General features: G+C 54.7%; 19 protein-coding genes and 6 tRNA genes. 5 read left to right on the forward strand and 20 right to left on the reverse strand.

The genetic code is table 11. From position 1 onward, the window contains the following. Positions 1 to 5 precede the first annotated feature (5 nt). Positions 6 to 2,588, reverse strand: coding sequence for a leucine--tRNA ligase (gene leuS, locus I6N93_RS05300; protein ID WP_085687047.1), 2,583 nt, complete (start codon positions 2,586 to 2,588; stop codon positions 6 to 8). Positions 2,589 to 2,926: 338 nt separating this feature from the next. Between leuS and I6N93_RS05305 the strand changes: the two genes are divergently transcribed. Continuing rightward, positions 2,927 to 3,409 carry a zinc ribbon-containing protein gene (locus tag I6N93_RS05305; protein ID WP_085687046.1) on the forward strand — a complete coding sequence of 161 codons (483 nt, stop codon included), beginning with the start codon at positions 2,927 to 2,929 and terminating at the stop codon, positions 3,407 to 3,409. A 137-nt stretch (positions 3,410 to 3,546) separates the two neighbouring features. On the opposite strand, the gene I6N93_RS05310 is transcribed toward I6N93_RS05305, so the two are convergent. The 9 genes from I6N93_RS05310 to miaB form a co-directional block, all read right to left on the reverse strand. Next, complete coding sequence (locus tag I6N93_RS05310; RefSeq protein ID WP_085687045.1) at positions 3,547 to 4,272, reverse strand: amino acid ABC transporter ATP-binding protein; 726 nt, start codon at positions 4,270 to 4,272, stop codon at positions 3,547 to 3,549. Continuing rightward, positions 4,272 to 4,946 (reverse strand): glutamate/aspartate ABC transporter permease GltK, encoded by a 675-nt coding sequence (gltK, locus tag I6N93_RS05315; RefSeq protein WP_085687044.1) that lies wholly within the window; start codon positions 4,944 to 4,946, stop codon positions 4,272 to 4,274. The genes I6N93_RS05310 and gltK overlap by 1 nt, the downstream gene beginning before the upstream one ends. A 2-nt stretch (positions 4,947 to 4,948) precedes the next feature. Continuing rightward, positions 4,949 to 5,689: an amino acid ABC transporter permease gene (locus I6N93_RS05320; RefSeq protein WP_085687043.1), complete on the reverse strand. Its 741-nt coding sequence runs from the start codon at positions 5,687 to 5,689 to the stop codon at positions 4,949 to 4,951. A gap of 155 nt (positions 5,690 to 5,844) precedes the next feature. Beyond that, positions 5,845 to 6,741 carry a glutamate/aspartate ABC transporter substrate-binding protein gene (locus tag I6N93_RS05325; RefSeq protein WP_085687042.1) on the reverse strand — a complete coding sequence of 299 codons (897 nt, stop codon included), beginning with the start codon at positions 6,739 to 6,741 and terminating at the stop codon, positions 5,845 to 5,847. Positions 6,742 to 7,093: 352 nt separating this feature from the next. Further along, complete coding sequence (gene lnt / locus I6N93_RS05330) at positions 7,094 to 8,626, reverse strand: apolipoprotein N-acyltransferase (RefSeq protein WP_085687041.1); 1,533 nt, start codon at positions 8,624 to 8,626, stop codon at positions 7,094 to 7,096. Positions 8,627 to 8,632: 6 nt separating this feature from the next. Beyond that, the gene (gene corC / locus I6N93_RS05335; protein ID WP_085687040.1) at positions 8,633 to 9,511 is read right to left on the reverse strand and encodes a CNNM family magnesium/cobalt transport protein CorC; all 879 of its coding nucleotides are present in this window, start codon (positions 9,509 to 9,511) and stop codon (positions 8,633 to 8,635) included. Between the two features lie 119 nt (positions 9,512 to 9,630). Beyond that, a complete protein-coding gene (ybeY, locus tag I6N93_RS05340; RefSeq protein WP_085687039.1) occupies positions 9,631 to 10,095 on the reverse strand; it encodes an rRNA maturation RNase YbeY in 465 nt (154 codons plus the stop codon). After that, a complete protein-coding gene (locus I6N93_RS05345; protein ID WP_085687038.1) occupies positions 10,092 to 11,147 on the reverse strand; it encodes a PhoH family protein in 1,056 nt (351 codons plus the stop codon). Before I6N93_RS05345 ends, ybeY begins: the two co-directional genes overlap by 4 nt. Before the next feature lie 218 nt (positions 11,148 to 11,365). Then, a complete protein-coding gene (miaB, locus tag I6N93_RS05350; protein WP_085687037.1) occupies positions 11,366 to 12,790 on the reverse strand; it encodes a tRNA (N6-isopentenyl adenosine(37)-C2)-methylthiotransferase MiaB in 1,425 nt (474 codons plus the stop codon). A gap of 197 nt (positions 12,791 to 12,987) precedes the next feature. Between miaB and ubiF the strand changes: the two genes are divergently transcribed. Both ubiF and I6N93_RS05360 read left to right on the forward strand, forming a co-directional pair. Further along, positions 12,988 to 14,154, forward strand: a complete 1,167-nt coding sequence (ubiF, locus tag I6N93_RS05355) for a 3-demethoxyubiquinol 3-hydroxylase (protein WP_085687036.1) — start codon at positions 12,988 to 12,990, stop codon at positions 14,152 to 14,154. 90 nt (positions 14,155 to 14,244) lie between these two features. After that, a complete protein-coding gene (locus tag I6N93_RS05360) occupies positions 14,245 to 14,577 on the forward strand; it encodes an SMR family transporter (protein ID WP_167459574.1) in 333 nt (110 codons plus the stop codon). Between the two features lie 171 nt (positions 14,578 to 14,748). Here I6N93_RS05360 and I6N93_RS05365 read toward each other — a convergent pair. The 10 genes from I6N93_RS05365 to nagB all read right to left on the reverse strand — a co-directional run bounded on the left by I6N93_RS05365 (position 14,749) and on the right by nagB (position 20,730). Further along, positions 14,749 to 14,822, reverse strand: a tRNA-Gln gene (locus tag I6N93_RS05365). 5 nt (positions 14,823 to 14,827) lie between these two features. Next, a tRNA-Met gene (locus I6N93_RS05370) sits at positions 14,828 to 14,904 on the reverse strand. 46 nt (positions 14,905 to 14,950) lie between these two features. After that, positions 14,951 to 15,024: transfer RNA gene (locus tag I6N93_RS05375), tRNA-Gln, on the reverse strand. A 36-nt stretch (positions 15,025 to 15,060) separates the two neighbouring features. After that, positions 15,061 to 15,135: transfer RNA gene (locus tag I6N93_RS05380), tRNA-Gln, on the reverse strand. 30 nt (positions 15,136 to 15,165) lie between these two features. After that, a tRNA-Leu gene (locus I6N93_RS05385) sits at positions 15,166 to 15,250 on the reverse strand. A gap of 8 nt (positions 15,251 to 15,258) precedes the next feature. After that, positions 15,259 to 15,335 (reverse strand) — tRNA-Met (locus I6N93_RS05390). Between the two features lie 223 nt (positions 15,336 to 15,558). After that, complete coding sequence (gene asnB, locus I6N93_RS05395; RefSeq protein WP_085685643.1) at positions 15,559 to 17,220, reverse strand: asparagine synthase B; 1,662 nt, start codon at positions 17,218 to 17,220, stop codon at positions 15,559 to 15,561. Between the two features lie 304 nt (positions 17,221 to 17,524). Continuing rightward, the gene (gene nagC, locus I6N93_RS05400; protein ID WP_085685641.1) at positions 17,525 to 18,748 is read right to left on the reverse strand and encodes a DNA-binding transcriptional regulator NagC; all 1,224 of its coding nucleotides are present in this window, start codon (positions 18,746 to 18,748) and stop codon (positions 17,525 to 17,527) included. A gap of 14 nt (positions 18,749 to 18,762) precedes the next feature. Beyond that, positions 18,763 to 19,908 carry an N-acetylglucosamine-6-phosphate deacetylase gene (nagA, locus tag I6N93_RS05405; RefSeq protein WP_085685639.1) on the reverse strand — a complete coding sequence of 382 codons (1,146 nt, stop codon included), beginning with the start codon at positions 19,906 to 19,908 and terminating at the stop codon, positions 18,763 to 18,765. Positions 19,909 to 19,929: 21 nt separating this feature from the next. Then, the gene (gene nagB / locus I6N93_RS05410) at positions 19,930 to 20,730 is read right to left on the reverse strand and encodes a glucosamine-6-phosphate deaminase (protein WP_085685637.1); all 801 of its coding nucleotides are present in this window, start codon (positions 20,728 to 20,730) and stop codon (positions 19,930 to 19,932) included. A 346-nt stretch (positions 20,731 to 21,076) separates the two neighbouring features. On the opposite strand from nagB, the gene nagE reads away from it, so the two are divergent. Together nagE and glnS are read left to right on the forward strand one after the other, a co-directional pair. Further along, positions 21,077 to 22,510, forward strand: a complete 1,434-nt coding sequence (gene nagE / locus I6N93_RS05415; protein ID WP_373853574.1) for an N-acetylglucosamine-specific PTS transporter subunit IIBC — start codon at positions 21,077 to 21,079, stop codon at positions 22,508 to 22,510. Positions 22,511 to 22,719: 209 nt separating this feature from the next. Further along, the gene (gene glnS, locus I6N93_RS05420; protein WP_085685633.1) at positions 22,720 to 24,378 is read left to right on the forward strand and encodes a glutamine--tRNA ligase; all 1,659 of its coding nucleotides are present in this window, start codon (positions 22,720 to 22,722) and stop codon (positions 24,376 to 24,378) included.

Genomic DNA, 24,378 nt, shown 5'->3' on the forward strand with positions numbered 1-24,378 from the left:
TCGCCTTAACCCACAACCAGGTTAAGCAGTTTTCCAGGGACGTAAATCACTTTCCGCACGGTCACGCCATCAAGATACTTGGCTACCAGCGGTTCTTCTGCAGCGCGTTCACGAACTTGCTGCTCGTCGGCGTCGGCCGCAACGGTAATTTTGCCGCGCACTTTGCCGTTGACCTGAATCACGACCAGCTTCGAGTCTTCAACCATCGCCTGTTCATCCGCCACCGGCCACGGTGCGTTATCGAGGTCGCTTTCGCCGTGCAGCTCTTGCCACAGCGTGAAGCAGACATGCGGGGTGAACGGATACAGCATCCGGACGACGGCCAACAGCGTTTCCTGGGTCAGGGCGCGATCCTGATCGCTTACCTGAGAAGCCTTCGCCAACTTGTTCATCAGTTCCATAATAGCGGCAATAGCGGTATTGAACGTCTGACGACGGCCAATATCGTCGGTGACCTTGGCGATGGTTTTGTGCAGATCGCGACGCAGCGCCTTCTGGTCGTCCGTCAGTTTCGCGATGTTCAGCGGCTGTACGGCGCCTTTGGCGGTATGATCCAACACCTGTTTCCACACGCGTTTCAGGAAGCGGTTAGCCCCTTCAACGCCGGACTCCTGCCACTCCAGCGTCATTTCCGCCGGGGAAGCGAACATCATAAACAGACGTACGGTATCCGCGCCGTATTTTTCCACCATGACCTGAGGGTCGATGCCATTGTTTTTCGACTTCGACATTTTGCTCATGCCGGCATAAATCACTTCGCGGCCTTCGGCGTCGGACGCTTTCACGATACGGCCTTTCTCATCGCGCTCAACGGTCACGTCGGCCGGAGAGATCCACACGCGCTCGCCGTTTTCGCCGACGTAGTAGAAGGCGTCAGCCAGCACCATTCCCTGACACAGCAGGCGTTTCGCAGGTTCGTCGGAATTGACCAGACCCGCGTCGCGCAGCAGTTTGTGGAAGAAGCGGAAGTACATCAGATGCATGATGGCGTGTTCTATGCCGCCGACATACTGATCGACCGGCAGCCAGTAGTTGGCCGCGGCGGGATCCAGCATGCCTTCATCGTACTGCGGGCAGGTGTAGCGCGCGTAGTACCAAGAGGATTCCATGAAGGTATCGAAGGTATCGGTTTCACGCAGCGCAGGCTGGCCGTTGACCGTGGTTTTCGCCCATTCCGGGTCGGCTTTGATCGGGCTGGTGATGCCGTCCATGACCACATCTTCGGGGAGTTTGACCGGCAGCTGATCTTCAGGTGTCGGTATGACCGTGCCGTCTTCCAGCGTGACCATCGGGATCGGCGCGCCCCAGTAACGCTGACGGGAAACGCCCCAGTCGCGCAGTCGGTAGTTGACCTTGCGCTGACCGACGCCTTTCTCAACCAGCGTGTCGGCAATGGTTTGGAAGGCTTCTTCGAAATCAAGACCGTCGAATTCGCCGGAGTTGAACAGGCGGCCTTTTTCCGTCAGCGCCTGAGCGGAGAGGTCGACGTCTTGGCCTTCAGCGGCTTGTATAACCTGTTTGATCGGCAGACCGTATTTGGTGGCGAACTCCCAGTCGCGCTGGTCGTGAGCCGGTACGGCCATGACCGCGCCGGTGCCGTATTCCATCAGCACGAAGTTCGCGATCCACACCGGGACTTTTTCGCCGTTCAGCGGATGGATGGCGTACAGACCGGTCGGCATGCCTTTTTTCTCCATCGTCGCCATGTCGGCTTCGGCCACTTTGGTATTGCGGCACTCTTCGATGAAGTCATTCAGCGCAGGATTTTTTTCTGCGGCCAGCAGTGACAGAGGATGCCCAGCCGCGACGGCAACATAGGTCACGCCCATGAAGGTATCGGGACGCGTCGTGTAGACCGTCATCTGGCGACCGCTGTCCGCGATGTCAAAGGTGATCTCGACGCCTTCGGAACGGCCGATCCAGTTGCGCTGCATGGTTTTCACCTGCTCTGGCCAGCTTTCCAGCGTATCCAGATCGTTCAGCAGTTGATCCGCGTAGTCGGTGATTTTGATGAACCACTGCGGGATTTCTTTGCGCTCCACTTTGCTGTCACAGCGCCAGCAGCAGCCGTCGATGACCTGTTCGTTGGCCAGGACGGTCTGGTCGTTCGGGCACCAGTTGACGGCGGACGTTTTCTTATAGACCAGGCCTTTTTCGTATAGCTTGGTGAAGAACCACTGTTCCCAACGGTAGTAGTCAGGTTTGCAGGTGGCGATCTCGCGATCCCAATCGTAGCCGAAGCCCAGCAGTTTCAGCTGGTTCTTCATATATTCGATATTGTCGTAGGTCCAGGGCGCGGGAGCGGTTTTATTCTTAACCGCCGCGCCTTCCGCCGGCAGACCAAAGGCGTCCCAGCCGATAGGCTGTAGCACGTTTTTACCCAGCATGCGCTGATAGCGTGAGATGACATCGCCTATAGTGTAGTTACGGACGTGTCCCATATGGAGTCGTCCAGAAGGGTAAGGCAGCATGGAAAGGCAATAGTATTTTTCCTTGCTGGCGTCTTCGGTCACTTTGAAGGTTTGTTTTTCTTGCCAGTGAAGCTGGACTTGCGCTTCTATTTCGTCTGGGCGGTATTGCTCGTGCATGGCTGCCAGTGGTCCTTTGGGTAGTGATAATGGCTACATTTGTAGCCCATTGTGCATACTAAAAGATCCGCATAGCATAGCTGATAAGCGTCTTGGGCAACAACACCTTGAGCCCGTCCGGGGCGGATTTCTGCCAAGGCCGTTCATCAGCGAAGGCCCGTGCGCTTACGGTTGCGACGAAAACAAAGGGGAAGCGCGGAGAGCGACGCGGCCTGCGGTTCGATCATGAAAATCATCTACGCTGAAGCCATCCAGTATGCTGATATCACCAGGGTACCGCCCAGCGGCAAAATAGCGTGGCGCATGCATCATTCCACCCGGTCTGTTGAGGAGTCGTAATGAATAAAATCAGCCGTTACTATCAGGCGTTAATGTCGGACATCACCGCACGTCTGCACGAGGGAGAGCGTGATATGGCGAAGCTTATCGATCATGCGCGGCATCGTATCGCAGACGATAACGCCTTAACGCAGCAGGAAGGCGAACAGGTTCTGCAGGCTATTCGACGCGATATTGCCGAGTTCGGACGCAGCTATGAGGAGAGCCGGGATGAATTCACCGACAGCGTTTTTATGCGCGTCATCAAGGAAAGCCTGTGGCAGGAGCTGGCGGACATTACGGACAAAACGCAGTTGGAGTGGCGGGAGATGTTTCAGGACGTCAACCATCACGGTGTCTATCATAGCGGAGAGGTGGTCGGGCTGGGCAATCTGGTGTGCGAAAACTGCCACTACCATCTGACTTTTTATACCCCGGAGGTCCTGCCGCGCTGCCCGAAATGTTCGCATGACCAGTTTCATCGTCAGCCTTTCCAACCCTAGCGGGAAACGCAGCGCCCAGGTTTCTCCTTGAGGCAATCCTCTTGGTCGCTATGGGAAACTCATAAAAAATCCCGGCATCGGCTGCCGGGATTTTTTAGAGCAAATCGCTAACGTAACGCGCTACGCTTACTTGCGCATTAGTGCAGGATTTTCGCCAGGAAGTCTTTGGCTCGTTCGGATTTTGGATTAGTGAAGAAATCCTCTTTGCGGGTGTCTTCGACAATCTTACCCTCGTCCATAAAGATGACCCGGTGCGCCACTTTGCGGGCGAAGCCCATTTCGTGGGTCACCACCATCATGGTCATCCCTTCTTGCGCCAGCTCAACCATCACGTCCAGCACTTCATTGATCATTTCCGGGTCAAGCGCGGAGGTCGGTTCGTCGAACAGCATCGCGATGGGGTCCATGCACAGCGCACGGGCGATGGCGACACGCTGCTGCTGGCCGCCGGAGAGCTGTCCCGGATATTTATCCGCGTGGGCGGACAGACCGACGCGATCCAGTAGTTTCTTGGCCTTTTCACGCGCCGGTTCGCGCTGACGCTTAAGCACCTTGACCTGCGCCAGGGTGAGGTTGTCGATGATCGACAGATGCGGGAACAGCTCAAAATGCTGGAATACCATGCCGACTTTAGAACGCAGCTGGGCCAGATTAGTGCGTTTGTTGTTGACGGCGATGCCGTTAACTTCAATCAGCCCCTCTTGGATGGGTTCAAGTCCATTAACGGTTTTGATTAAGGTCGATTTTCCGGAACCCGAAGGTCCGCAAACGACGACTACCTCACCTTTTTTAACTTCTGTGGAGCAGTCGGTAAGTACCTGAAATTGACCGTACCACTTAGAAACATTTTTCAGGGAAATCATCAAACCGTCCTTTTCTTCAGATAATTAACCAGCATCGATGCGCAGATGCTGATAATAAAATAAACAAACCCGGCAAACAGGATCATCTCAACCTGCGTTCCGTCGCGCTCGCCGATGCTGGACGCGGTGCGGAAGAAATCAGCCAGACTGAGCACGTACACCAAAGAGGTGTCCTGAAACAGGACAATGCCCTGAGTCAGCAGCAGAGGAACCATTGCACGGAAAGCCTGAGGCAGAATCACCAATCTCATGGACTGCCAATGCGTCATGCCCAGCGCCAGCGCGGCGGAAGCCTGACCACGAGCGATACTCTGAATCCCGGCGCGGATGATTTCAGAGTAGTAGGCCGCTTCAAACAGGGAGAAGGCTACCATAGCCGAAACTAGCCGAATATCGGTTTTCGGCGACAGCCCAAGCACATTTTGTAGAAAGCTTGGCACAATCAGGTAAAACCACAGCAGTACCATGACTAACGGTACGGAACGGAACAAGTTTACGTACAGTTTGGCAAACCAACTGATAGGTTTGAACGAAGACAGCCGCATGACGGCGAGAAGGGTTCCCCAGATAATACCGAAAATGACGGCAATCACCGTGATTTTAATCGTAACGCCAAGGCCTTGCAGCAGGTAAGGCAGGCTGGGAGCGATAGAGCTCCAGTCAAATTCATACATTCTTATTTGCTCCCTATATTGCCCGGCAAACGGGTTTTTCTTTCAACGACCTGCATCAGCAACATGATGATGGCGTTGATGGCGATATAGGCCAGCGTAATCGCCGTGAAGGACTCATAGGCGTGCGCGGAATAATCGAGCAGTTTGCCCGCCTGTGCGGCCATGTCGACCAGACCGATCGTCGAGGCGATCGCGGAGTTCTTGACCAGGTTAAGCATTTCTGACGTCAATGGTGGAACGATGACGCGATAGGCGTTGGGCAATAGCACGTAGCGGTATGTCTGGGGCAGCGTCAGGCCAATCGCCAGACCAGCGGCTTTCTGCCCGCGGGGCAGAGATTGGATCCCGGCGCGCACCTGTTCGCAAACGCGTGCGGCCGTGAACATGCCGAGACAGATCATGGAAGACAGGAAGAACTGAATGTTCGGGTCCAGCTCCGCCTTGAACCACATGCCCAGTTCAACAGGCAGCAGCTCGGGAACCACCAGATACCAGATAAAGAACTGAACGATGAGCGGGACGTTACGGAACAGCTCCACGTAACAGGTGCCGATGCCTGAGATGAAACGGTTGGGCGCGGTACGAAGTATCCCCAGTAGCGAACCCAGCAGAAATGCGATGATCCACGCGCACAGAGACAATGTTACGGTCACCTGTAGGCCGGAAATAATCCATCCGAGGTAAGTCGTATTACCGAATGGAGCGGATTGCAGGAAAATACCCCAATTCCAATCTGTTGACATAAAAAACTCCGGTAAAAAGGGTAGCCAACGAGGCTACCCGAAGACTTGTGAACGGTCTGGAGCTCAGGGCAGGGAGCGACTGACCTGAACCCGCCAGCATGTTCGCAAATCAGCAATCAAAATGCCTGAACCTATTATCTTGAGATGCTTGCAGCTTAGAAAGCTTTATCATTGGGCGCTTTGAATAAGGCCTTCATATCGTCAGACAGCTCGAAGTTCAGGTTCAGATTGCGCGGTGGAATAGGCTGCTTGAACCAGGTGTCAAACCATTTTTCAGCTTCGCCTGACGTTTGGATCTGGGCGATGGTTTCGTCGACCAGCGCTTTGAACTGCGGATCGTCTTTACGCATCATGCAGCCATAGGCTTCTTTGGACTGCGGTTGTCCAAGAATGACCCACTGGTCTTGATTTTTCGACTTGGCGCGTTCACCCGCCAGTAGCGCATCGTCCATCATGAAGGCTACCGCGCGGCCACTTTCCAGAGTACGGAAGGAGTCGCCGTGGTCTTTCGCGCTGATGATGCGCATCTTCATTTTCTTCTCGTCGTTCATCTTGTTCAGAAGCACTTCAGAGGTAGTTCCTGAGGTGACAACGACGGTTTTCTCGTTCAGATCAGAGAAATCTTTGATGCCGGAATCCACTTTGGTCATCAGACGGGTGCCGATGATGAAGATGGTGTTAGAGAAATTGGCCTGTTTCTGACGTTCCAGGTTATTAGTGGTTGAACCACATTCCAGATCGTAGGTGCCGTTTTGCAGCAGCGGGATACGGTTTTGTGCGGTGATCGGCAGCAATTTGACCTGAAGGTTCGGCGCACCAATTTTCTTTTTAACCGCTTCGACGATCTTGTCTGAGTAGGCTTCGGAATAGCCAACGACTTTCTGCTGGTTATCGTAATAGGAGAAAGGAACGGAAGATTCACGGTGTCCAATAACGATAACGCCGTTGTCTTTCACTTTTTTCAATGTGCCGGTCAGCTCTTCCGCATGAGCCAGACTGCCTGCCGCTGTACCTGCCAGAAGTAGTGAAAATGCCAGTTTACGCAATTGCATGTGCTAACTCCTTTGCTGTTGTGATGGTGCTAATCAAATGAGTGGCGCTTTGCGGATGCACCGCGAAAGCGCAAATAAACTGCAACATCGTTAAAAATAGCCAACTGTTAACAATATGAGGCCATCATGTGTCTTTTTTGAGAGTTAATCTGCACTAAATTGCAGCATTTAATCAGCTTGGCACTATTTTGGTGCTAGCGATGCCCCGAATCCGTGCTGCGTGAGATCGCACACTCTTAAAAGACGCCAGGTTGGCCGCGCCGCATAGGTTTTAGCAATTAATATGCCAGGAGTTAGGAAGGGCACGTTTAGCATGCCCTTTGTTGTTCACGATGTACGATAGCGGGGAAGATCAGCGGCGGCGGATACAAGAAGAGAAAACAGCGCAGAGGCCGAACAGCAGCGTCAGTGTCCATAACGGCCACGCGCCCCAACGTGCGTATGGCGTCATACCGGTTGCCGGGGTAACGGAGGTTTCCAGCACACCACGCGTGAACTGCGGCAACGAGGCGCTGACCTCGCCTTCCGGTGTGACGACGGCCGTAATGCCGTTATTCGTGCTGCGCAGCAATGGTCGGCCCAGCTCCAGCGCACGCATTCTCGCCATCTGGAAGTGTTGCCACGGACCAATAGAGTGGCCGAACCAAGCGTCGTTGGAGATCGTGAGCAGCATATCGGTGCTTTCACGGAAGTTATCCCGCACCTGATGACCTAGGATGATTTCGTAGCAAATGGTGGCCGTGAGTCGATAGCCGCTGACGTCCAGCTGCGGTTGCACATAGTCGCCGCGGCTGAATGACGACATTGGCAGATCAAACAGCGGCGCCAGCGGGCGGAGCAGAGTTTCCAGCGGCACAAATTCGCCAAAAGGCACCAAATGGTGTTTGTTGTAGCGGTTGCTGGTGGGATAGCGGTATGACTGCTTGTCGCCCAAAACGATGATGCTGTTGTAATAGTCCACGTCGTTGTCTTTCGGACGGATGTCGACGATGCCGGTGATCAGGCTACTGTGGCGCTCAAGCAGCGCACGGTCGACCAGACGCAAATACGCCTGCTGGCGGGATTCGACGTCGGGAATTGCTGATTCCGGCCAGATAATGATCGGCGCTTTGCCCATGACGGGCAGACTGCTGTCCAGATAAATTTTTAGCGTGTTCAGCAGCTCGTCGGGATCCCATTTCAACGACTGGGGGATGTCGCCTTGTACCAGCGCGACGTTAACCGCCCGGTCAGGCTCGAGCTTGAACCAGGCGATGCCTCTCAATGGCCACGACAACAGTAGCAAGGCCGCCGCGACGACGGCTGGCAGCCAGCGGCGGGAGGCGATGGCAAACGTCAGCAGCCCGCTGACGATCATCAGCACGAACGTAATAGCGTCTACGCCGAGAATCGGCGCCAGCCCTTTTAAAGGGCCATCGATTTGGCTATAGCCGAATTGAAGCCATGGAAAGCCGGTCAGCACCCAGCCACGCAGGAACTCGGTCAACTGCCAGAGCGCGGGCGCGGCGATAGCGACGCGCCACAGGTTCGTCTTGGGCCAAAAGCGGGCCAAGACGCCGGCAAACAGCATCGGGTACAGCGCCAGATAAAACGCCAGCAGGACGACCAAACCTACGTTTATGGGGCCGGGCATACCACCGAAATCAGCGATGCTGACGTAGACCCACTGTACGCCGCTGATGAACAGTCCAAAGCCCCATGCAAAGCCAACGGCAGCAGACTGACGAGCGCTGCGGCCGAGCGTAAGCACCTGCAGACCGAACAGAGAGATAAGGGCGGCGGGCCAGAGATCAAAAGGAGAGAATGCCAGCGTGCCGCTGGCGCCGAATAAAAGCGCCAGCAGAATGCGGCTCTGCTGGCGTTGTAATAGGGAAGCGACAGCCATGGCTGATTAGTTTTCCAATATAGGTTGGGGGGCGTGTTCAGGTATTCTGACATGCACCTGAATAATTCTGCGGCTGTCCGCCATCGCGACTTTGAACTGGTAACCGTCCAGTTCGATGGTTTCACCCCGGGCCGGCAGGTGGCCGAAAGCCTGCATGATCAATCCGCCGATGGTATCGACCTCTTCGTCGCTGAATTGGGTGGAGAAGGACTCGTTGAAGTCTTCAATTGGCGTTAACGCGCGAACGGTATAGGTTTGACGAGTGAGATGGCGGATGTCGCGATCTTCTTCATCATCGTATTCGTCTTCGATCTCCCCAACGATCAGTTCCAGAATGTCCTCAATCGTGACCAGGCCGGAAACACCGCCGAATTCGTCGATGACGATAGCCATGTGATAACGCAGCGAGCGGAATTCATTCAGCATGCGGTCGACGCGTTTACTTTCCGGGACGACGACCGCAGGACGCAGGACTTTGTCCATACTGAACGGCTCGGAATCGTTGCGCATGAACGGCAGCAGGTCCTTGGCCATCAGAATCCCTTCGATGTGGTCTTTATCTTCGCTGATGACCGGGAAGCGAGAGTGGGCGGACTCGATAATCACGTCCAGGCACTCTTCAAGCGTTTGGTTGTGCTTCAGGGTAATCATCTGCGAACGCGGGATCATGATGTCCCGTACTCGCTGTTCAGCAATATCCATTACCCCTTCCAGCATGTCGCGGGTTTCCGGATCGATGAGATCGTTTTGTTCCGAATCCCGAATCAGAGTGAGCAGATCGTTACGATCTTTGGGTTCACCGTGAAAAAGCTGGTTGAGAATAAGAGAAAAGAAGCCCTTTTTGGGGCTAGGGTTATCGCTGTTGGAAGAATGGTCGTCGCTCATGGCGTATCTGTTGACGTCTCTCAGGTTAGAAAAAGTGACCAGCGGGGGAAAGCTTGTGCGATGCCGCCACTGGCGTATAGCTGTGTAAGATACCGAATTTAAAGCAACTCGGTAACCGTTTATTTTTCTGCCAGATAAGGATCGGCGTATCCCATCCCTTGCATGATCTCAGTTTCCAGCGATTCCATCTCTTCGGCCTCGCTGTCTTCAATGTGATCGTAGCCCAGCAGATGCAGGCAGCCGTGCACCACCATATGTGCCCAGTGCTCTTCCTGCGTTTTCTCCTGCTCGACGGCTTCTTGCTCTACCACCTGACGGCAGATGATGAGATCGCCCAGCAGCGGCAGCTCCACTTCCGGTGGCGCTTCAAACGGGAAAGACAGCACGTTGGTGGGCTTGTCCTTCCCGCGATAGGTCTGATTTAGCTGATGGCTTTCCGCTTCGTCGACGATGCGGATCGTCACTTCCGACTCCGCCTGAAAATGAGGTAGCACCGCATCCAGCCAGCGTTGAAAGTGAGCTTCTAAGGGCAGGCCATCGCTGTTTTTACAGGCGATCTGCAGATCGAGAGTAACCTGACTCATTTCTGCTCCTGCCCGGCAGCTTGCAGCGCTTCGCGTTGACGCTGTTGGGCCAGCGCGTCTTTTCGCTTTTGCTCCGCGGTTTCCCAGGCTTCATAGGCGTTGACGATACGCGCGACCACCGGGTGGCGCACTACGTCTTCACTGTGGAAGAAGTTGAAACTGATTTCTTCGACGTCGGACAGCACTTCAATTGCGTGCCGTAACCCGGACTTCTGGTTGCGCGGCAGGTCGATCTGAGTCACGTCGCCGGTAATGACGGCTTTCGAATTGAAGCCGATACGCGTGAGGAACATCTTCATCTGTTCGATAGTAGTGTTCTGACTTTCATCCAGAATGATGAAGGCGTCGTTGAGCGTGCGGCCACGCATGTAAGCGAGCGGCGCGACTTCGATCACATTGCGTTCAATCAGCTTCTCGACTTTTTCGAAGCCCAGCATTTCGAAAAGCGCGTCATACAGCGGGCGCAGATACGGGTCCACTTTCTGGCTTAAGTCACCCGGCAGGAAACCCAGCTTTTCACCGGCTTCCACCGCCGGACGGGTTAACAGAATTCGGCGAATTTCCTGACGCTCCAGCGCATCGACGGCGGCGGCAACGGCCAGATAGGTTTTCCCGGTACCGGCCGGGCCTACGCCGAACGAAATATCATGATCGAGAATATGGGCGACGTACTGCGCCTGATTCGGCGTTCGGGGTTTGATGACGCCGCGTTTGGTACGAATATTCACCGCTTTGCCGAATTCAGGCACGCTGTCGGCGGACTGTTCCAAGACGCCGGACTCCTTGATCGCCAGATGAATCTGCTCTGGGTCGATATCCTGGCTAGCGCCTTTCATCGACGCGGTATCAACGTACAGATGCCGCAGAATATCGGCAGCCGCCTTGACGCACAGTTCGGTTCCGACCAGTTTGAATTGATTGTCGCGGCGGTTAATTTCAATGCCCAGGCGGCGTTCCAACTGTTTGATATTGTCGTCAAACGGGCCGCACAGGCTGAGTAAACGTTTATTGTCCGCGGGTTCGAGTGTGATCTCTTTGGTCGTTACGTTCAAATTATTCCTCTTGGTATTTAACCGGAAAATGGACGGATTGAGACTGGAGTCCATCGGCTGGCGATCGCCAGCTATGCATGAATAACCATGATTATTTATCGCTAACCCGTAAAGGCGCAAGTCGCACTACCGATATTGGGGGCGGTTTCATAAAAACAAGGCAGGATCTTCGGGATGGGAATACGGGCAGCCAGGACTGCCCGTCGATAGCGGGATTATCAGGGTTGATAAGTGCCAACACCAATCTCATTTTCCTTACGGGTACGGGCGATGACTGCCGCCGGCGATTCAATTACACGCAGCCCCATTTGATCTTCGGTGCGGACCAGCACGCCGCGCAGCGAGTTCGGATAAACGTCGACGATTTCCACATCCACGAACTTGCCGATCATCTCCGGCGAGCCTTCGAAGTTGACGACGCGATTGTTTTCGGTACGGCCGGACAGCTCCATCACGTTCTTGCGGGAGGTGCCTTCAACCAGCACGCGCTGCACGGAGCCCATCATCTGGCGGCTGTAGCGCATGGCCTGCTGGGTGATGCGCTCCTGGAGGAGATACAGGCGCTGTTTTTTCTCCTCTTCGCTGACGTCGTCCACCATATCGGCCGCCGGGGTGCCGGGGCGCGGTGAATAGATGAAGCTAAAGCTCATGTCGAAATTGACGTCGGCAATCAGGTTCATGGTCTGTTCAAAATCGTCTTTCGTCTCGCCAGGGAAGCCGACGATAAAGTCGGAGCTGATCTGAATACCCGGGCGTGCTTTATGGAGTTTGCGGATTATCGCCTTGTACTCCAGCGCGGTATGACGACGTTTCATCATGGTCAGTACCCGGTCGGAACCGCTCTGTACCGGCAAATGCAGGAAGCTGACCAGCTCCGGCGTATCTTCATACACGCCGATGATATCGTCGGTGAATTCGATCGGATGGCTGGTGGTGAAACGGATGCGGTCGATGCCGTCGATGGCCGCCACCAAACGAATCAGTTCTGCGAAGGTGCAGATGTTGCCGTCATAGGTTTCGCCGCGATAGGCGTTGACATTCTGACCCAGCAGGTTAACTTCGCGCACGCCCTGTTCGGCCAACTGCGCCACTTCAAACAGTACATCGTCGCAGGGACGGCTGACTTCTTCTCCGCGGGTATAGGGGACCACGCAGAACGTACAGTATTTATTGCAGCCTTCCATAATGGAGACAAAGGCGGTCGGGCCTTCGGCGCGCGGTTCCGGCAGACGGTCGAATTTCTCGATTTCGGGGAAGCTCACGTCAACGATCGGGCTGTGCGTACCGTTCACGTGATTAATCATTTCCGGCAGGCGGTGCAGCGTTTGCGGCCCGAAAATGACGTCCACGTAGTGGGCGCGTTCGCGAATGTGCGCGCCCTCCTGGGAAGCGACGCAGCCGCCGACGCCAATGATAAGGTTTGGATTGCTGTCTTTCAGCGCCTTCCAGCGGCCGAGCTGATGAAAGACTTTTTCCTGCGCCTTTTCACGGATAGAACAGGTGTTCAGCAGAAGAAGGTCCGCTTCTTCTGCGATGTCGGTCAGCTCATAACCGTGAGTGCTTTCCAGTAAGCCGGCTATCTTGGATGAATCGTATTCGTTCATCTGACAGCCCCAGGTTTTTATATGCAGTTTTTTTATCATCGTTATAGACTTGCCATTATTCAGTTCGGGTGAACACGCTTTACCTTGATGCGGGCGCGTATTGTAATCGTTTGGCGCCGCGGTGACCAGTATGCACCCATCTTCGCTTTTCTGATAAAACGGCCGAGATCCAGTAAACTATGCTCAATTCTTTTCCTGTTATACACGGGACTCTGTTTAGAAATGGTGGGGCACGTATGCACTTTGACGTAGTCATCGTCGGTGGGGGTATGGTGGGCGCCGCCGCCGCATTAGGGTTGGCGCAAAACGGTTTTCAGGTGGCGTTGGTGGAGCAGGATGCGCCGCCGGCGTTTGATGCCGAAAGTCCGCCGGATTTGCGTTTATCGGCGATTGGCTATGCCTCTGTGGCGTTACTGCGCCAGTTGGGGGCGTGGGCGAACGTGGAACAGATGCGCAGCGCTCCGTATCGTCGGCTGGAGACCTGGGAGTGGGACAGCGCTCGGGTCGCGTTCGACGCCAGCGAGCTGAGCCTGCCGGAATTAGGCTACATGGTCGAAAACCGGGTGTTGCAACTGGCGCTTTGGCAGTCGTTGGAAAATATGCAGGGAGTAACGCTACTCTGCCCACGGCATCTTAAACAGTTGAACTACGCAGCGCCGGTCTGGCAGGTGACGCTGGATGATGATGCCGTCATCGAAACGACGCTGGTGGTGGGTGCGGACGGCGCGCAGTCTCGCGTTCGTCAGTGGGCGGGTATCGGCGTCAGTGGTTGGCAGTATCGCCAGTCCTGTATGTTAATTAGCGTTCGCACGGAAGCTCCGCAGCAGGATGTCACCTGGCAGCAGTTTACGCCGGATGGCCCGCGAGCCTTCTTGCCCTTGTTCGACCAATGGGGATCGCTGGTATGGTATGACGGTCCGCAGCGCATTCGCCAGTTGCAAAGCTTATCAATGGCGCAGTTGGATGACGTCATCGCTGAGACCTTTCCGGCGCGTATCGGGCGAGTGAATGCCGTGGCGGCGGGCGCATTCCCGTTGATTCGCCGGCATGCCCAGCGTTACGTGGTGCCGGGGCTGGCGCTGCTGGGCGATGCGGCGCATACCATCAATCCGCTGGCGGGGCAGGGCGTGAATTTGGGCTATCGTGATGTCGAAGCCTTACTGTCTGTGGTCACTCAAGCGCGCGATCGCGGTGAGTGTTGGTATGAAGAATCCATTCTACAGCGCTACCAACGGCGGCGCAGGATGGACAACCTGCTGATGCAAAGCGGAATGGATTTATTCTATGGGGCTTTCAGCAATCGACTGGCGCCATTAATGCTGGCGAGGAACGTGGCGCTGATGGCGGCTCAGCGGGCGGGTAAACTTAAACAGCAGGCGCTGAAATACGCGCTGGGGCTTTAGTCCAGGCGGCCCGTCGGGGCCGCGTTTAAGTTCGCACGGGTAGAGTGCATAAGCTGTACGCGTTTTCCAACGACCATTTATGCGAAGAGAATGATGATATACCTCTATTTGAGTTTGGCGATTGTTTCCGAGGTCATTGCGACGACGGCGCTTAAGCTGTCTGACAGCTTTACCCGTTTTATTCCGAGCGTGGTGACCGTGGTGTTTTACGCGGTGGCGTTCTACTGCCTGACGATCACCATGCGCGTGCTGCCGACAGGCGTCATCTACGCCATTTGGTCTGGTGCGGGAATCGTATTAATTGCTGGCGTGAGCTGGGCTATTTATGGTCAACGTCTGGATTTTCCGGCTGTGCTGGGCATGGGGTTGATTATTGCTGGCGTCATCATAATCAACGTCTTTTCCAAATCAGTCGCGCATTAATATCGAGAGAGAAGGGATGACGGATAGCGATATGCCGACAGGCGCGCCGAGCATAGAATTGGATGCGTTCTATGGGGCATCCCGGCGTTGAGGGCTGGAATGAGTCAACGCTATTTAGGACGGGTCGCCAACAACTAAAAAGCCTGCATCAGCAGGCTTTTTTTGTATTCGTGGCTGGGGTACCAGGATTCGAACCTGGGATGCCGGAATCAGAATCCGGTGCCTTACCGCTTGGCGATACCCCAAAATGTGGTGGCTACGACGGGATTCGAACCTGTGACCCCAGCATTATGAGTGCTGTGCTCTAACCAGCTGAGCTACGTAGCCTTGGTACTGCTATTGACCAGAAGAAAGTTTCTTCGTGGCGAATGTTTGGCTGGGGTACCAGGATTCGAACCTGGGATGCCGGAATCAGAATCCGGTGCCTTACCGCTTGGCGATACCCCAACGGGTTGCACTCCTAACGAAGTGTCTCACTGAAATTGGCTGGGGTACCAGGATTCGAACCTGGGAATGCTGGGATCAAAACCCAGTGCCTTACCGCTTGGCGATACCCCAATAAAACGTTGCTTAGCCTAGAAGATTACATGGTGCGGGAGGCGAGACTTGAACTCGCACACCTTGCGGCGCCAGAACCTAAATCTGGTGCGTCTACCAATTTCGCCACTCCCGCAAAAAAGATGGTGGCTACGACGGGAATCGAACCTGTGACCCCAGCATTATGAGTGCTGTGCTCTAACCAGCTGAGCTACGTAGCCATCTTTTCCGCGTCACCTTCATCGGCGTTGCGGGGCGCATTATGCGTAGTTGACTTTGAACCGTCAACACATTTTTTCCCGAAAATCGCCTGCCGGCGGCCGTTTGTCTGGCTTATGAACAGTATGAACAGAAAAGCGTCAAAAGGCCGTTTTTTTTGCCATCATCGATAAGAAAAACGGGCCTCTGGAGGCCCGTTTAGGATGAAAACCGTAAAATAGACGGTTAGTACGCTGACTGGTGAACGCCCACGGCGCGACCAGACGGATCGTCCATTTTCTTGAAGGATTCGTCCCACTCGATCGCCTTGGCGGAAGAACAGGCGACGGACGGACCACCAGGAACACATTCTGCGGCGCTGGGAACCGGGAACAGCTCTTCAAAAATTTCGCGGTACAGATAGCCTTCTTTGGACGTCGGTGTGTTGTACGGGAAACGGAAGTGCGCGGTTTCCATCTGCTGGTCGGAAATTTGCTCAGCGGCGATCTCTTTCAGAGAATCAATCCAGTTGTAGCCGACACCGTCGGAGAACTGCTCTTTCTGGCGCCATGCCACGTCGTGCGGCAGGTAAGATTCAAAGCACTCGCGCAAGATGTGTTTTTCCATTTTGCCGTTGCCGCACATTTTGTCTTTCGGGTTAACGCGCATCGCCACGTCGAGGAACGCCTTATCCAGGAAAGGAACGCGCGCTTCAACGCCCCACGCAGACATCGCTTTATTGGCGCGGGCGCAGTCGTACTGATGCAGTGCCAGCAGTTTACGCACGGTTTCTTCGTGGAACTCTTTAGCGTTCGGCGCTTTATGGAAGTAAAGGTAGCCGCCAAACACTTCGTCGGCACCTTCGCCGGACAGCACCATTTTGATGCCCATCGCTTTAATTTTACGGGACATCAGATACATCGGCGTAGACGCGCGGATCGTCGTCACGTCGTAGGTCTCGATGTGATAAATCACATCGCGGATAGCATCCAGGCCTTCCTGCACCGTAAAGTTGATCTCGTGATGCACGGTGCCCAGATGGTCTGCCACCTGCTTAGCCGCTTTCAAATCAGGCGCGCCTTTCAGACCGACGGCGAAAGAGTGCAACTGCGGCCACCAGGCTTCGCTGCGCGCGTCGTCTTCCACACGGCGAGCCGCGTATTTTTTTGTGATGGCGGAAATGATAGAGGAATCGAGTCCGCCGGACAGCAGTACGCCGTAAGGAACGTCGGACATCAGATGGCTCTTGACGGACTCTTCCAGCGCGTCGCGCAGTTGGACTTTATCCGTCATGTTGTCTTTGACGTTTTCGTAGTCAAACCAGTCGCGGCGGTAGTATTCGCGGATTTCACCCTCCTGGCTCCACAGGTAGCTGCCCGCTGGGAATTCTTTAATCGCGCGGCAGACCGGCACCAGCGATTTCATTTCGGACGCGACATAGAAGTTGCCGTGTTCGTCGTAGCCCATATACAGCGGGATGATACCCAGATGGTCGCGGCCGATCAGGTAAACGTCTTTTTCGCTGTCGTACAGCGCGAAAGCGAACATGCCGTATAGCTCATCAAGGAACTCCGGTCCTTTTTCCTGATACAGCGCCAGGATGACTTCACAGTCGGAACCCGTCTGGAATTCGTAACGATCGGCGTACTTCTCACGCAGTTCCTGATGGTTGTAAATTTCGCCGTTGACGGCCAGAACGTGGGTGCGAGATTGGTTGTACAGCGGCTGAGCGCCGGTGTTGACGTCGACGATAGAAAGACGCTCGTGGGCCAGAATTGCTTTATCGCTGGCATAGACGCCGGACCAATCCGGGCCGCGGTGGCGCATCAGGCGGGACAGCTCCAGCGCTTTTTTACGTAATTCAACCGGGTCGGTTTTCAGGTCAAGCACACCAAAAATAGAACACATAAGATGAAGCTCCTTGATTCGCCGATCTCGCGAATATTCGCGAGTCAAGATGAGATGTTGCCAGCAGTGGATGGAGCAATGTTTCTATGCCGAATGGCCGAGCTGTGTGTACCGCTGCTGTGTCAGTAACGAAGATTTAGCATCAAAATGGCACTTGAGTTCAATAACCTTTAATGAAAAAAGCATTCATGATGAGGAATGCTTAATATTTAGCGCAATATAATAAACATTCCATAAAATGCATTTACGGGATGCGCCTTTTTTTGGTGATTCCATAATTCGGCCTTATGGCCTTAATCGGCGCTTAATCTTTTTCCAGCAGCCGGATCAGCAACGTACCGTTAAGCATCGCCCGTTTGACCAGCGCGAAGGCGCCGATGGCGGACAGATGATGCAGTTCGGAAACCACCACGGGCAGGTTATTGCGAAAGTCCTTCAACACCTGCGCATTTATGCAGCGCTGGATGGCGGGCAGCAAAATTTTCGCCGCCTCGGTCACTTCCCCGGCGATCACCACCTGCTGCGGATTGAACAGGTTGACCGTCAGTGCGATGGCTTTGCCCAGATACAACCCCGCGAGTTCAACCACTTCAAGCGCCAGCGCATCGCCACGATTGGCAGCCTGACAGATAGGCGTTATCTGGCTGGTTTCCACGGTGAGTTTGCTGGGATAGCCCTGTTTTAACAGGTGAAGTACGCGCTGCTCAATGGCGGAATTGGATACCACGGTCTCCAGACAACCGAAGTTACCGCAGTGGCAGTGCTCCCCCAGCGGATCGATCTGAATATGGCCGATTTCGCCGACGTTGCCGTTGCTACCGAGAAAAATCTGCCCGTTGACGATAATTCCCGCGCCGGTGCCGCGATGAACACGGATCAGGATCGAATCCTGACAGTGGCGGCTTGCCCCGAAATAGTGTTCGGCCAGCGCCAGACTGCGAATATCGTGGCCGATAAAGCAGTCGACCTCGAAGCGCTCTTGCAAATGCTGCACCAGCGGCCAGTTGTCGACGTTGATATGCGGCATGTACCGGACCAGACCGGCGGTAGGGTCGACCAGTCCCGGTAGCACGACGGAAATAGCGATCAGCTCGCGAATCCGGTTCTGATGTTGACCGATGAAGTGGTCTATCGCTTTGAAGAGCGCTGTTTCTACCGTTTCCTGCGTTTTCTCCGGCAGCGTGTAATACGCTTCCGCCAGCTGTCGCCCTTCCAGATTGTAGAGCGCGATGGTGGCGTCGTAGCGTCCCAGACGAACGGCGATGGTATGGAAAGGGCGGGCCTCCGACACAATGGAGATGGCCCGGCGGCCGCCGGTGGAGGCTTGCTGATCGACTTCTTTGATCAGCCCGCGCTCCAGCAGTTGGCGAGTGATTTTCGTGACGCTGGCGGGCGCAAGCTGGCTCTGTTCGGCGATTTGTATGCGGGAGATCGGCCCTTGTTGATCGATAAGCCGGTATACCACCGCGCTGTTTAACTGCTTTACCAGATCGATATTGCCTATCTTCGCTTGCTCGCCTGTGGTCATGAAATTTGCTCGACTTAGTTCAATACTTCCTCGCCGTTGACAAAAGTATTGATGACGTGGAAATCGCGGGTGAACGCCGTCAGATTCGCGACTTTACCGCGCTCGATACTGCCCAGTCGGTGGTCGATGCCGATGGCGCGGGCAGGGTAGAGCGTGGCCATTCGGAGCGCTTCATCCAGGGCGATCCCCGCCTGTTCTACGCAATTGCGTACCGCATCGATCATGGTGAGCGCCGACCCGCTTAGGGTGCCGTGCTCATCCACGCAGATGCCGTCGCGGTAGTATATGGGTTTGCCGGCAAAAATGAACTGGTCAATTTCGGCTCCGGCAGGCGCCGTGGCGTCGGTAACCAATACCAATCGGTCGTCCTTAATGCGTTTACTGTTGCGGATATTGGCCCAGCTGACGTGATGGCCGTCGGCGATGATGCCGCTGTAGATTTCGGGCGCGTCGTAAATCGCACCGACCAGCCCCGGCTCGCGTCCGGCAATGACCGGCATGGCGTTGAAAAGGTGAGTTGCGCAGCGGATGCCGGCGGCAAAACCGCGTTTGGCCTCTTCCCAGGTCGCATTGGAGTGGCCGGCGGAAACGATAATGCCGGCGCGGGCCAGCCGCTGGATGATGTCGGCGGAAACCCGTTCGGGCGCGAGCGTGATTTGGGTTATCACATCCGCGTTGTTGCACAGAAACTCGACCAGAACCTCGTCCGGCTGGCGGATCAATGAGATGTCGTGAGTGCCTTTCTTGACAGGATTCAGCCACGGGCCTTCTATATGCAGCCCCAGCGCCTGATGGTTGTTCTGCGCCAGATAGGCGCGCATGACTTCCACCCCGCGCCGGATGAAGTCGTCCGAGGCGGTAATCAGCGTTGGCAGGAAACTGGTGCAGCCGGATTTCTCATTGGTCTGCTGCATGATTTCCAGCGTCTTGACCGAGATATTGTCCAGCGTGTCGTTAAACTGCACGCCGCCGCAGCCGTTCAACTGAAGGTCGATAAAACCTGGTGCGAGCAGGGCGCCATTGAGGCCGCGCGTGTCGATATCGGTCGGTAGTTCTTTCAGCGGACAAACACGGTCTATCAGCCCATCGGCAATGATGACGGCGTGGTCGTCAAGAATTTGATGGCCGGTAAAAATGCGGCCATGAGTTAAAGCGTACATTGTGAGCTCCCGGCTAACCGATCAAAATCGAATAAGATTCTCAGCTTCGAGTTCGCGAAAATACTTAACGGTTTTCACCTTCAGTTCCATCGTCGAGGGTTCGTCGCAGACCATCATGGACTTGGCGTGCAACTGCAGACAACTGATGGTCCACAGGTGATTGACGTTGCCTTCAACCGCAGCCTGCAGCGCCGGCGCTTTGTTTCGACCGGTGACCAGAATCATGATTTCTTCCGCATCGAGCAGCGTGCCGACTCCCACGGTAAGGGCATATTTGGGCACCAGGCTGACATCGCCGCCGAAAAAGCGCGAGTTGGCGATGCGGGTTTCTTCGGTCAGGGTCTTAATACGCGTGCGCGACACCAGTGATGACGCCGGTTCGTTGAACGCGATATGGCCATCGCTGCCTACGCCGCCCATGAACAGGTGAATTTTGCCGTAAGCGCGGATTTTGTCCTCGTAGCGCTGGCACTCCGCGGTGATATCCTTCGCGTTTCCGTTCAACAGGTTAATGTTTTCACGTGGGATATCAATGTGATTAAAGAAATTATGGAACATGAACGTCCGATAGCTCTCCGGATGATCCGGCGGAAGCCCTACGTATTCATCCATATTAAAGGTGACGACGTGTTGGAAGCTGACATCGCCCGCCTGATGGAGAGCAATCAGCGCCTTATAGGCTTCCAGCGGCGTGCTGCCGGTGGGAAGTCCCAGTACAAAAGGGCGTTCTTGCGTAGGATTAAAGTCGTGGATGCGCTGGGCAATATAACGTGCGGCCCATTTGCCGACTTCCTCGGTGGTGTTGAGCGGGATCAGTCTCATTGGCGTTCTCCTGAAGCGTCAGCCATCGCTTGAAATTTAGTTCTATAGTCGAATAACACGGCGATCTTCAACTATCTTGCTATGAAATGTAGTCTAGCTTGTTTTTTTTTATCTTGAAATAAGTGCTTTGAGTAAGCAGTCATAAACTTTTTATATGTGATATTAAGGTGGGGTTTATCACATAATCGATGCTGTTATTTCGCAATAAAAAATATATTTCTTACACTCAAAACCTATCCGCAGGGTGGGGCTAAAACGATTAAATCGACTGGCCGTTTCATTGTTCGCAAGGGGAGAGAGGAAAGTGAGTACACTCGGTTATCTACAGAATATAGGCCGGGCGCTGATGGTGCCTGTCGCCACATTGCCTGCCGCCGCCATTTTGATGGGGGTAGGATACTGGATCGACCCGACGGGATGGGGCAGTCAGAACGCGCTGGCCGCGCTATTGCTGAAATCTGGCGCTGCCATCATTGAACACATGGCGGTGCTGTTCGCCATCGGCGTGGCATACGGCATGTCCAAGGATAAAGACGGTTCCGCTGCGTTAAACGGATTCGTGGGCTATCTCGTTCTGACCTCGCTGTGTTCGCCGGCGGCGGTCGCCATGATTCAGCAAATCCCGCTGGATCAGGTGCCGGCAGCGTTCGGTAAAATTGAAAATCAGTTCGTCGGTATCCTGGTCGGAGTAATTTCGGCCGAACTTTATAACCGTTTCAGCGGCGTTGAGCTGCCGCGAGCTCTCTCTTTCTTCAGCGGCCGCCGTCTGGTGCCGATCCTGACTTCCATGCTGATGATCGTCGTCGCCGCCATCCTGATGTACGTGTGGCCGGTGATTTACGGCGGTCTGGTCTCCTTCGGCGAACACATACAGCGTATGGGGTCCGTCGGAGCGGGGATTTACGCCTTCTTTAACCGCATGCTGATCCCTGTCGGTCTGCATCATGCGCTCAACTCCGTCTTTTGGTTCGACGTCGCGGGGATCAACGATATCCCTAACTTCCTGAGTGGACAGCAGGCTATCGATGCGGGTAAAGCGATTCCAGGCATCACCGGGCGTTATCAAGCGGGCTTTTTCCCTATCATGATGTTCGGCATGCCGGGTGCAGCGTTAGCGATTTATCACTGTGCCCGCACTGAGAATCGTAGCCGGGTGGCCGGGATCATGATAGCCGGCGCCTTTGCCGCTTTCTTTACCGGCATCACGGAGCCGCTGGAGTTCTCCTTTATGTTCGTGGCGCCAGTGCTGTATTTCCTGCATGCGCTGCTGACTGGGCTGTCGGTTTACATCGCCGCGAGCATGCATTGGATTGCCGGTTTCGGTTTTAGCGCAGGTCTGGTGGATATGGTGCTCTCATCCCGCAACCCGCTGGCGACGCAGTGGTACATGTTGATTCCGCAGGGGCTGGTATTCTTCGTTATCTACTACATCGTCTTCCGTTTTACTATCCAACGTTTTAATCTCCTGACGCCGGGGCGCGAAGCGGTTGCGACTGTCATAGAGACCCCGTCCACGCAGGTTTCATCTTCAGATAAGTTGGAAACGGCGGCTGAGGGGTATTTGCGCGCCGTCGGCGGGAAAGACAACCTGACCGGTATTGACGCTTGCATCACGCGCCTGCGTTTAAATGTGAAAGACTCGGCGCGGGTGGATGAAGCGTTAGCCAAACAGCTGGGCGCTTCCGGCGTGATTCGCCTGAACGCGCAAAGTGTGCAGATTGTTGTGGGGACGCAGGCTGAAACTATCGCGTTTGCTTTACGGCAGCTATCGAAAAAATAGGGCGACACTTTATCGGTCGGGTAATAACGTATGACCCCGCCGGGCGATTTCGTCATTGAAATATTCATAGCGGGGCGAAGATAAAACTTCACCCCGTTTTTTATGCTGTCCACGCCTATGCAATTTAGGTGAAACAAACGGTTGTTTCCCGGCGTGGCTTGTTGGATCATTAGCGGTTATGTGTTGTTTTTCGTTTTAAGGAATCAAGCATGAGTGAGGCAGAAGCCCGCCCAACGAATTTTATTCGCCAGATCATCGACGAAGATCTGTCATCTGGTAAGTATGATCATATTCAGACGCGTTTTCCGCCGGAGCCCAATGGCTACCTGCATATCGGTCATGCAAAATCGATTTGCCTGAATTTCGGCATTGCCGAAGACTATCACGGCCAATGCAACCTGCGTTTCGACGATACCAACCCGGTCAAAGAGGACATCGAATTTATCGAGTCCATCAAGCACGACGTCCATTGGCTGGGCTTCTCCTGGAGCGGCGAAGTCCGTTATTCGTCCAACTATTTCGACCAACTGCATCAGTACGCGATTGAGTTGATTAATAAAGGGCTGGCGTATGTCGATGAGCTGACGCCGGAGCAGATCCGCGAGTATCGCGGTACGCTAACCTCCCCGGGTAAAAACAGCCCTTACCGCGATCGCGACGTTCAGGAAAACCTGGTGCTGTTTGAAAAAATGCGCAGCGGCGGATTTGCCGAAGGCACCGCGTGCCTGCGCGCCAAAATTGATATGGCGTCGCCTTTCATGGTGATGCGCGATCCAGTGCTGTATCGCATCAAATTCGCCGACCACCACCAGACCGGCAACAAGTGGTGCATCTACCCGATGTACGACTTTACCCACTGCATTTCCGATGCGCTGGAAGGGGTGACTCACTCTCTGTGTACGCTGGAGTTCCAGGATAACCGCCGTCTGTACGATTGGGTGCTCGACAATATCTCCATCCCCGTGCATCCGCATCAGTATGAGTTTTCTCGTTTGAATCTGGAATATGCGGTGATGTCCAAGCGCAAACTGAACCAACTGGTGATGGAAAACGTCGTGGAAGGCTGGGACGATCCGCGTATGCCGACGATCTCCGGTCTGCGTCGTCGTGGTTATACCGCAGCTTCTATTCGCGAATTCTGCCGCCGTATCGGTGTGACCAAACAGGACAACACGGTAGAAATGGCATCGTTGGAATCCTGCATTCGCGATGATTTGAACGAGAATGCGCCGCGCGCCATGGCCGTGCTGGATCCGGTGAAAGTGGTTATCGAAAACCTGCCTGAAGGCCACGAAGAGTGGGTGACGATGCCAAACCATCCCAACCAGCCGGAGATGGGAACGCGTCAGGTCGGTTTCAGCCGCGAACTGTACATCGACCGTGCCGACTTCCGTGAAGCCGCCAACAAGCAGTACAAACGTCTGGTGCTGGGAAAGGAAGTTCGTCTTCGCAACGCCTATGTGATCAAAGCTGACCGTATTGAAAAAGACGAGCAGGGCGAGATCGCAACAATTTACTGTAGCTATGATCCAGATACGCTGAGCAAAGATCCGGCCGATGGACGCAAGGTAAAAGGCGTCATCCACTGGGTTTCCGTGGCGCACGGCATTCCGGCCGAATTCCGCCTGTACGACCGTCTTTTCAGCGTAGCGAACCCAGGGGCGGCGGAAGATTTCCTGTCGACCATCAACCCTGAGTCGTTGCAGATCGCGAATGGATTTGTTGAAGCCAGCATGGCGGAGGCTCTGGCGGAGAAAGCGTACCAGTTCGAGCGTGAAGGGTACTTCTGCGCGGACCGCGTTTACTCCAGCGCCGATCATTTGGTATTTAACCGAACCACAGGTTTGCGAGACACTTGGGCCGGTTGA

This window comes from Lonsdalea populi, assembly GCF_015999465.1.
Taxonomy (GTDB): domain Bacteria; phylum Pseudomonadota; class Gammaproteobacteria; order Enterobacterales; family Enterobacteriaceae; genus Lonsdalea; species Lonsdalea populi.

What these genes read in the sequence shown, in the direction of transcription:
- glnS (WP_085685633.1), top strand. Translation starts at nt 22,720, where the DNA reads ATGAGTGAGGCAGAAGCCCGCCCAACGAATTTTATTCGCCAGATCATC.
- nagE (WP_373853574.1), top strand. Translation starts at nt 21,077, where the DNA reads ATGGTGCCTGTCGCCACATTGCCTGCCGCCGCCATTTTGATGGGGGTA.
- I6N93_RS05305 (WP_085687046.1), top strand. Translation starts at nt 2,927, where the DNA reads ATGAATAAAATCAGCCGTTACTATCAGGCGTTAATGTCGGACATCACC.
- nagB (WP_085685637.1), bottom strand. Translation starts at nt 20,730, where the DNA reads ATGAGACTGATCCCGCTCAACACCACCGAGGAAGTCGGCAAATGGGCC.
- nagC (WP_085685641.1), bottom strand. Translation starts at nt 18,748, where the DNA reads ATGACCACAGGCGAGCAAGCGAAGATAGGCAATATCGATCTGGTAAAG.
- I6N93_RS05310 (WP_085687045.1), bottom strand. Translation starts at nt 4,272, where the DNA reads ATGATTTCCCTGAAAAATGTTTCTAAGTGGTACGGTCAATTTCAGGTA.
- lnt (WP_085687041.1), bottom strand. Translation starts at nt 8,626, where the DNA reads ATGGCTGTCGCTTCCCTATTACAACGCCAGCAGAGCCGCATTCTGCTG.
- nagA (WP_085685639.1), bottom strand. Translation starts at nt 19,908, where the DNA reads ATGTACGCTTTAACTCATGGCCGCATTTTTACCGGCCATCAAATTCTT.
- leuS (WP_085687047.1), bottom strand. Translation starts at nt 2,588, where the DNA reads ATGCACGAGCAATACCGCCCAGACGAAATAGAAGCGCAAGTCCAGCTT.
- I6N93_RS05320 (WP_085687043.1), bottom strand. Translation starts at nt 5,689, where the DNA reads ATGTCAACAGATTGGAATTGGGGTATTTTCCTGCAATCCGCTCCATTC.
- corC (WP_085687040.1), bottom strand. Translation starts at nt 9,511, where the DNA reads ATGAGCGACGACCATTCTTCCAACAGCGATAACCCTAGCCCCAAAAAG.
- ubiF (WP_085687036.1), top strand. Translation starts at nt 12,988, where the DNA reads ATGCACTTTGACGTAGTCATCGTCGGTGGGGGTATGGTGGGCGCCGCC.
- I6N93_RS05360 (WP_167459574.1), top strand. Translation starts at nt 14,245, where the DNA reads ATGATGATATACCTCTATTTGAGTTTGGCGATTGTTTCCGAGGTCATT.
- gltK (WP_085687044.1), bottom strand. Translation starts at nt 4,946, where the DNA reads ATGTATGAATTTGACTGGAGCTCTATCGCTCCCAGCCTGCCTTACCTG.
- I6N93_RS05325 (WP_085687042.1), bottom strand. Translation starts at nt 6,741, where the DNA reads ATGCAATTGCGTAAACTGGCATTTTCACTACTTCTGGCAGGTACAGCG.
- miaB (WP_085687037.1), bottom strand. Translation starts at nt 12,790, where the DNA reads ATGATAAAAAAACTGCATATAAAAACCTGGGGCTGTCAGATGAACGAA.
- ybeY (WP_085687039.1), bottom strand. Translation starts at nt 10,095, where the DNA reads ATGAGTCAGGTTACTCTCGATCTGCAGATCGCCTGTAAAAACAGCGAT.
- asnB (WP_085685643.1), bottom strand. Translation starts at nt 17,220, where the DNA reads ATGTGTTCTATTTTTGGTGTGCTTGACCTGAAAACCGACCCGGTTGAA.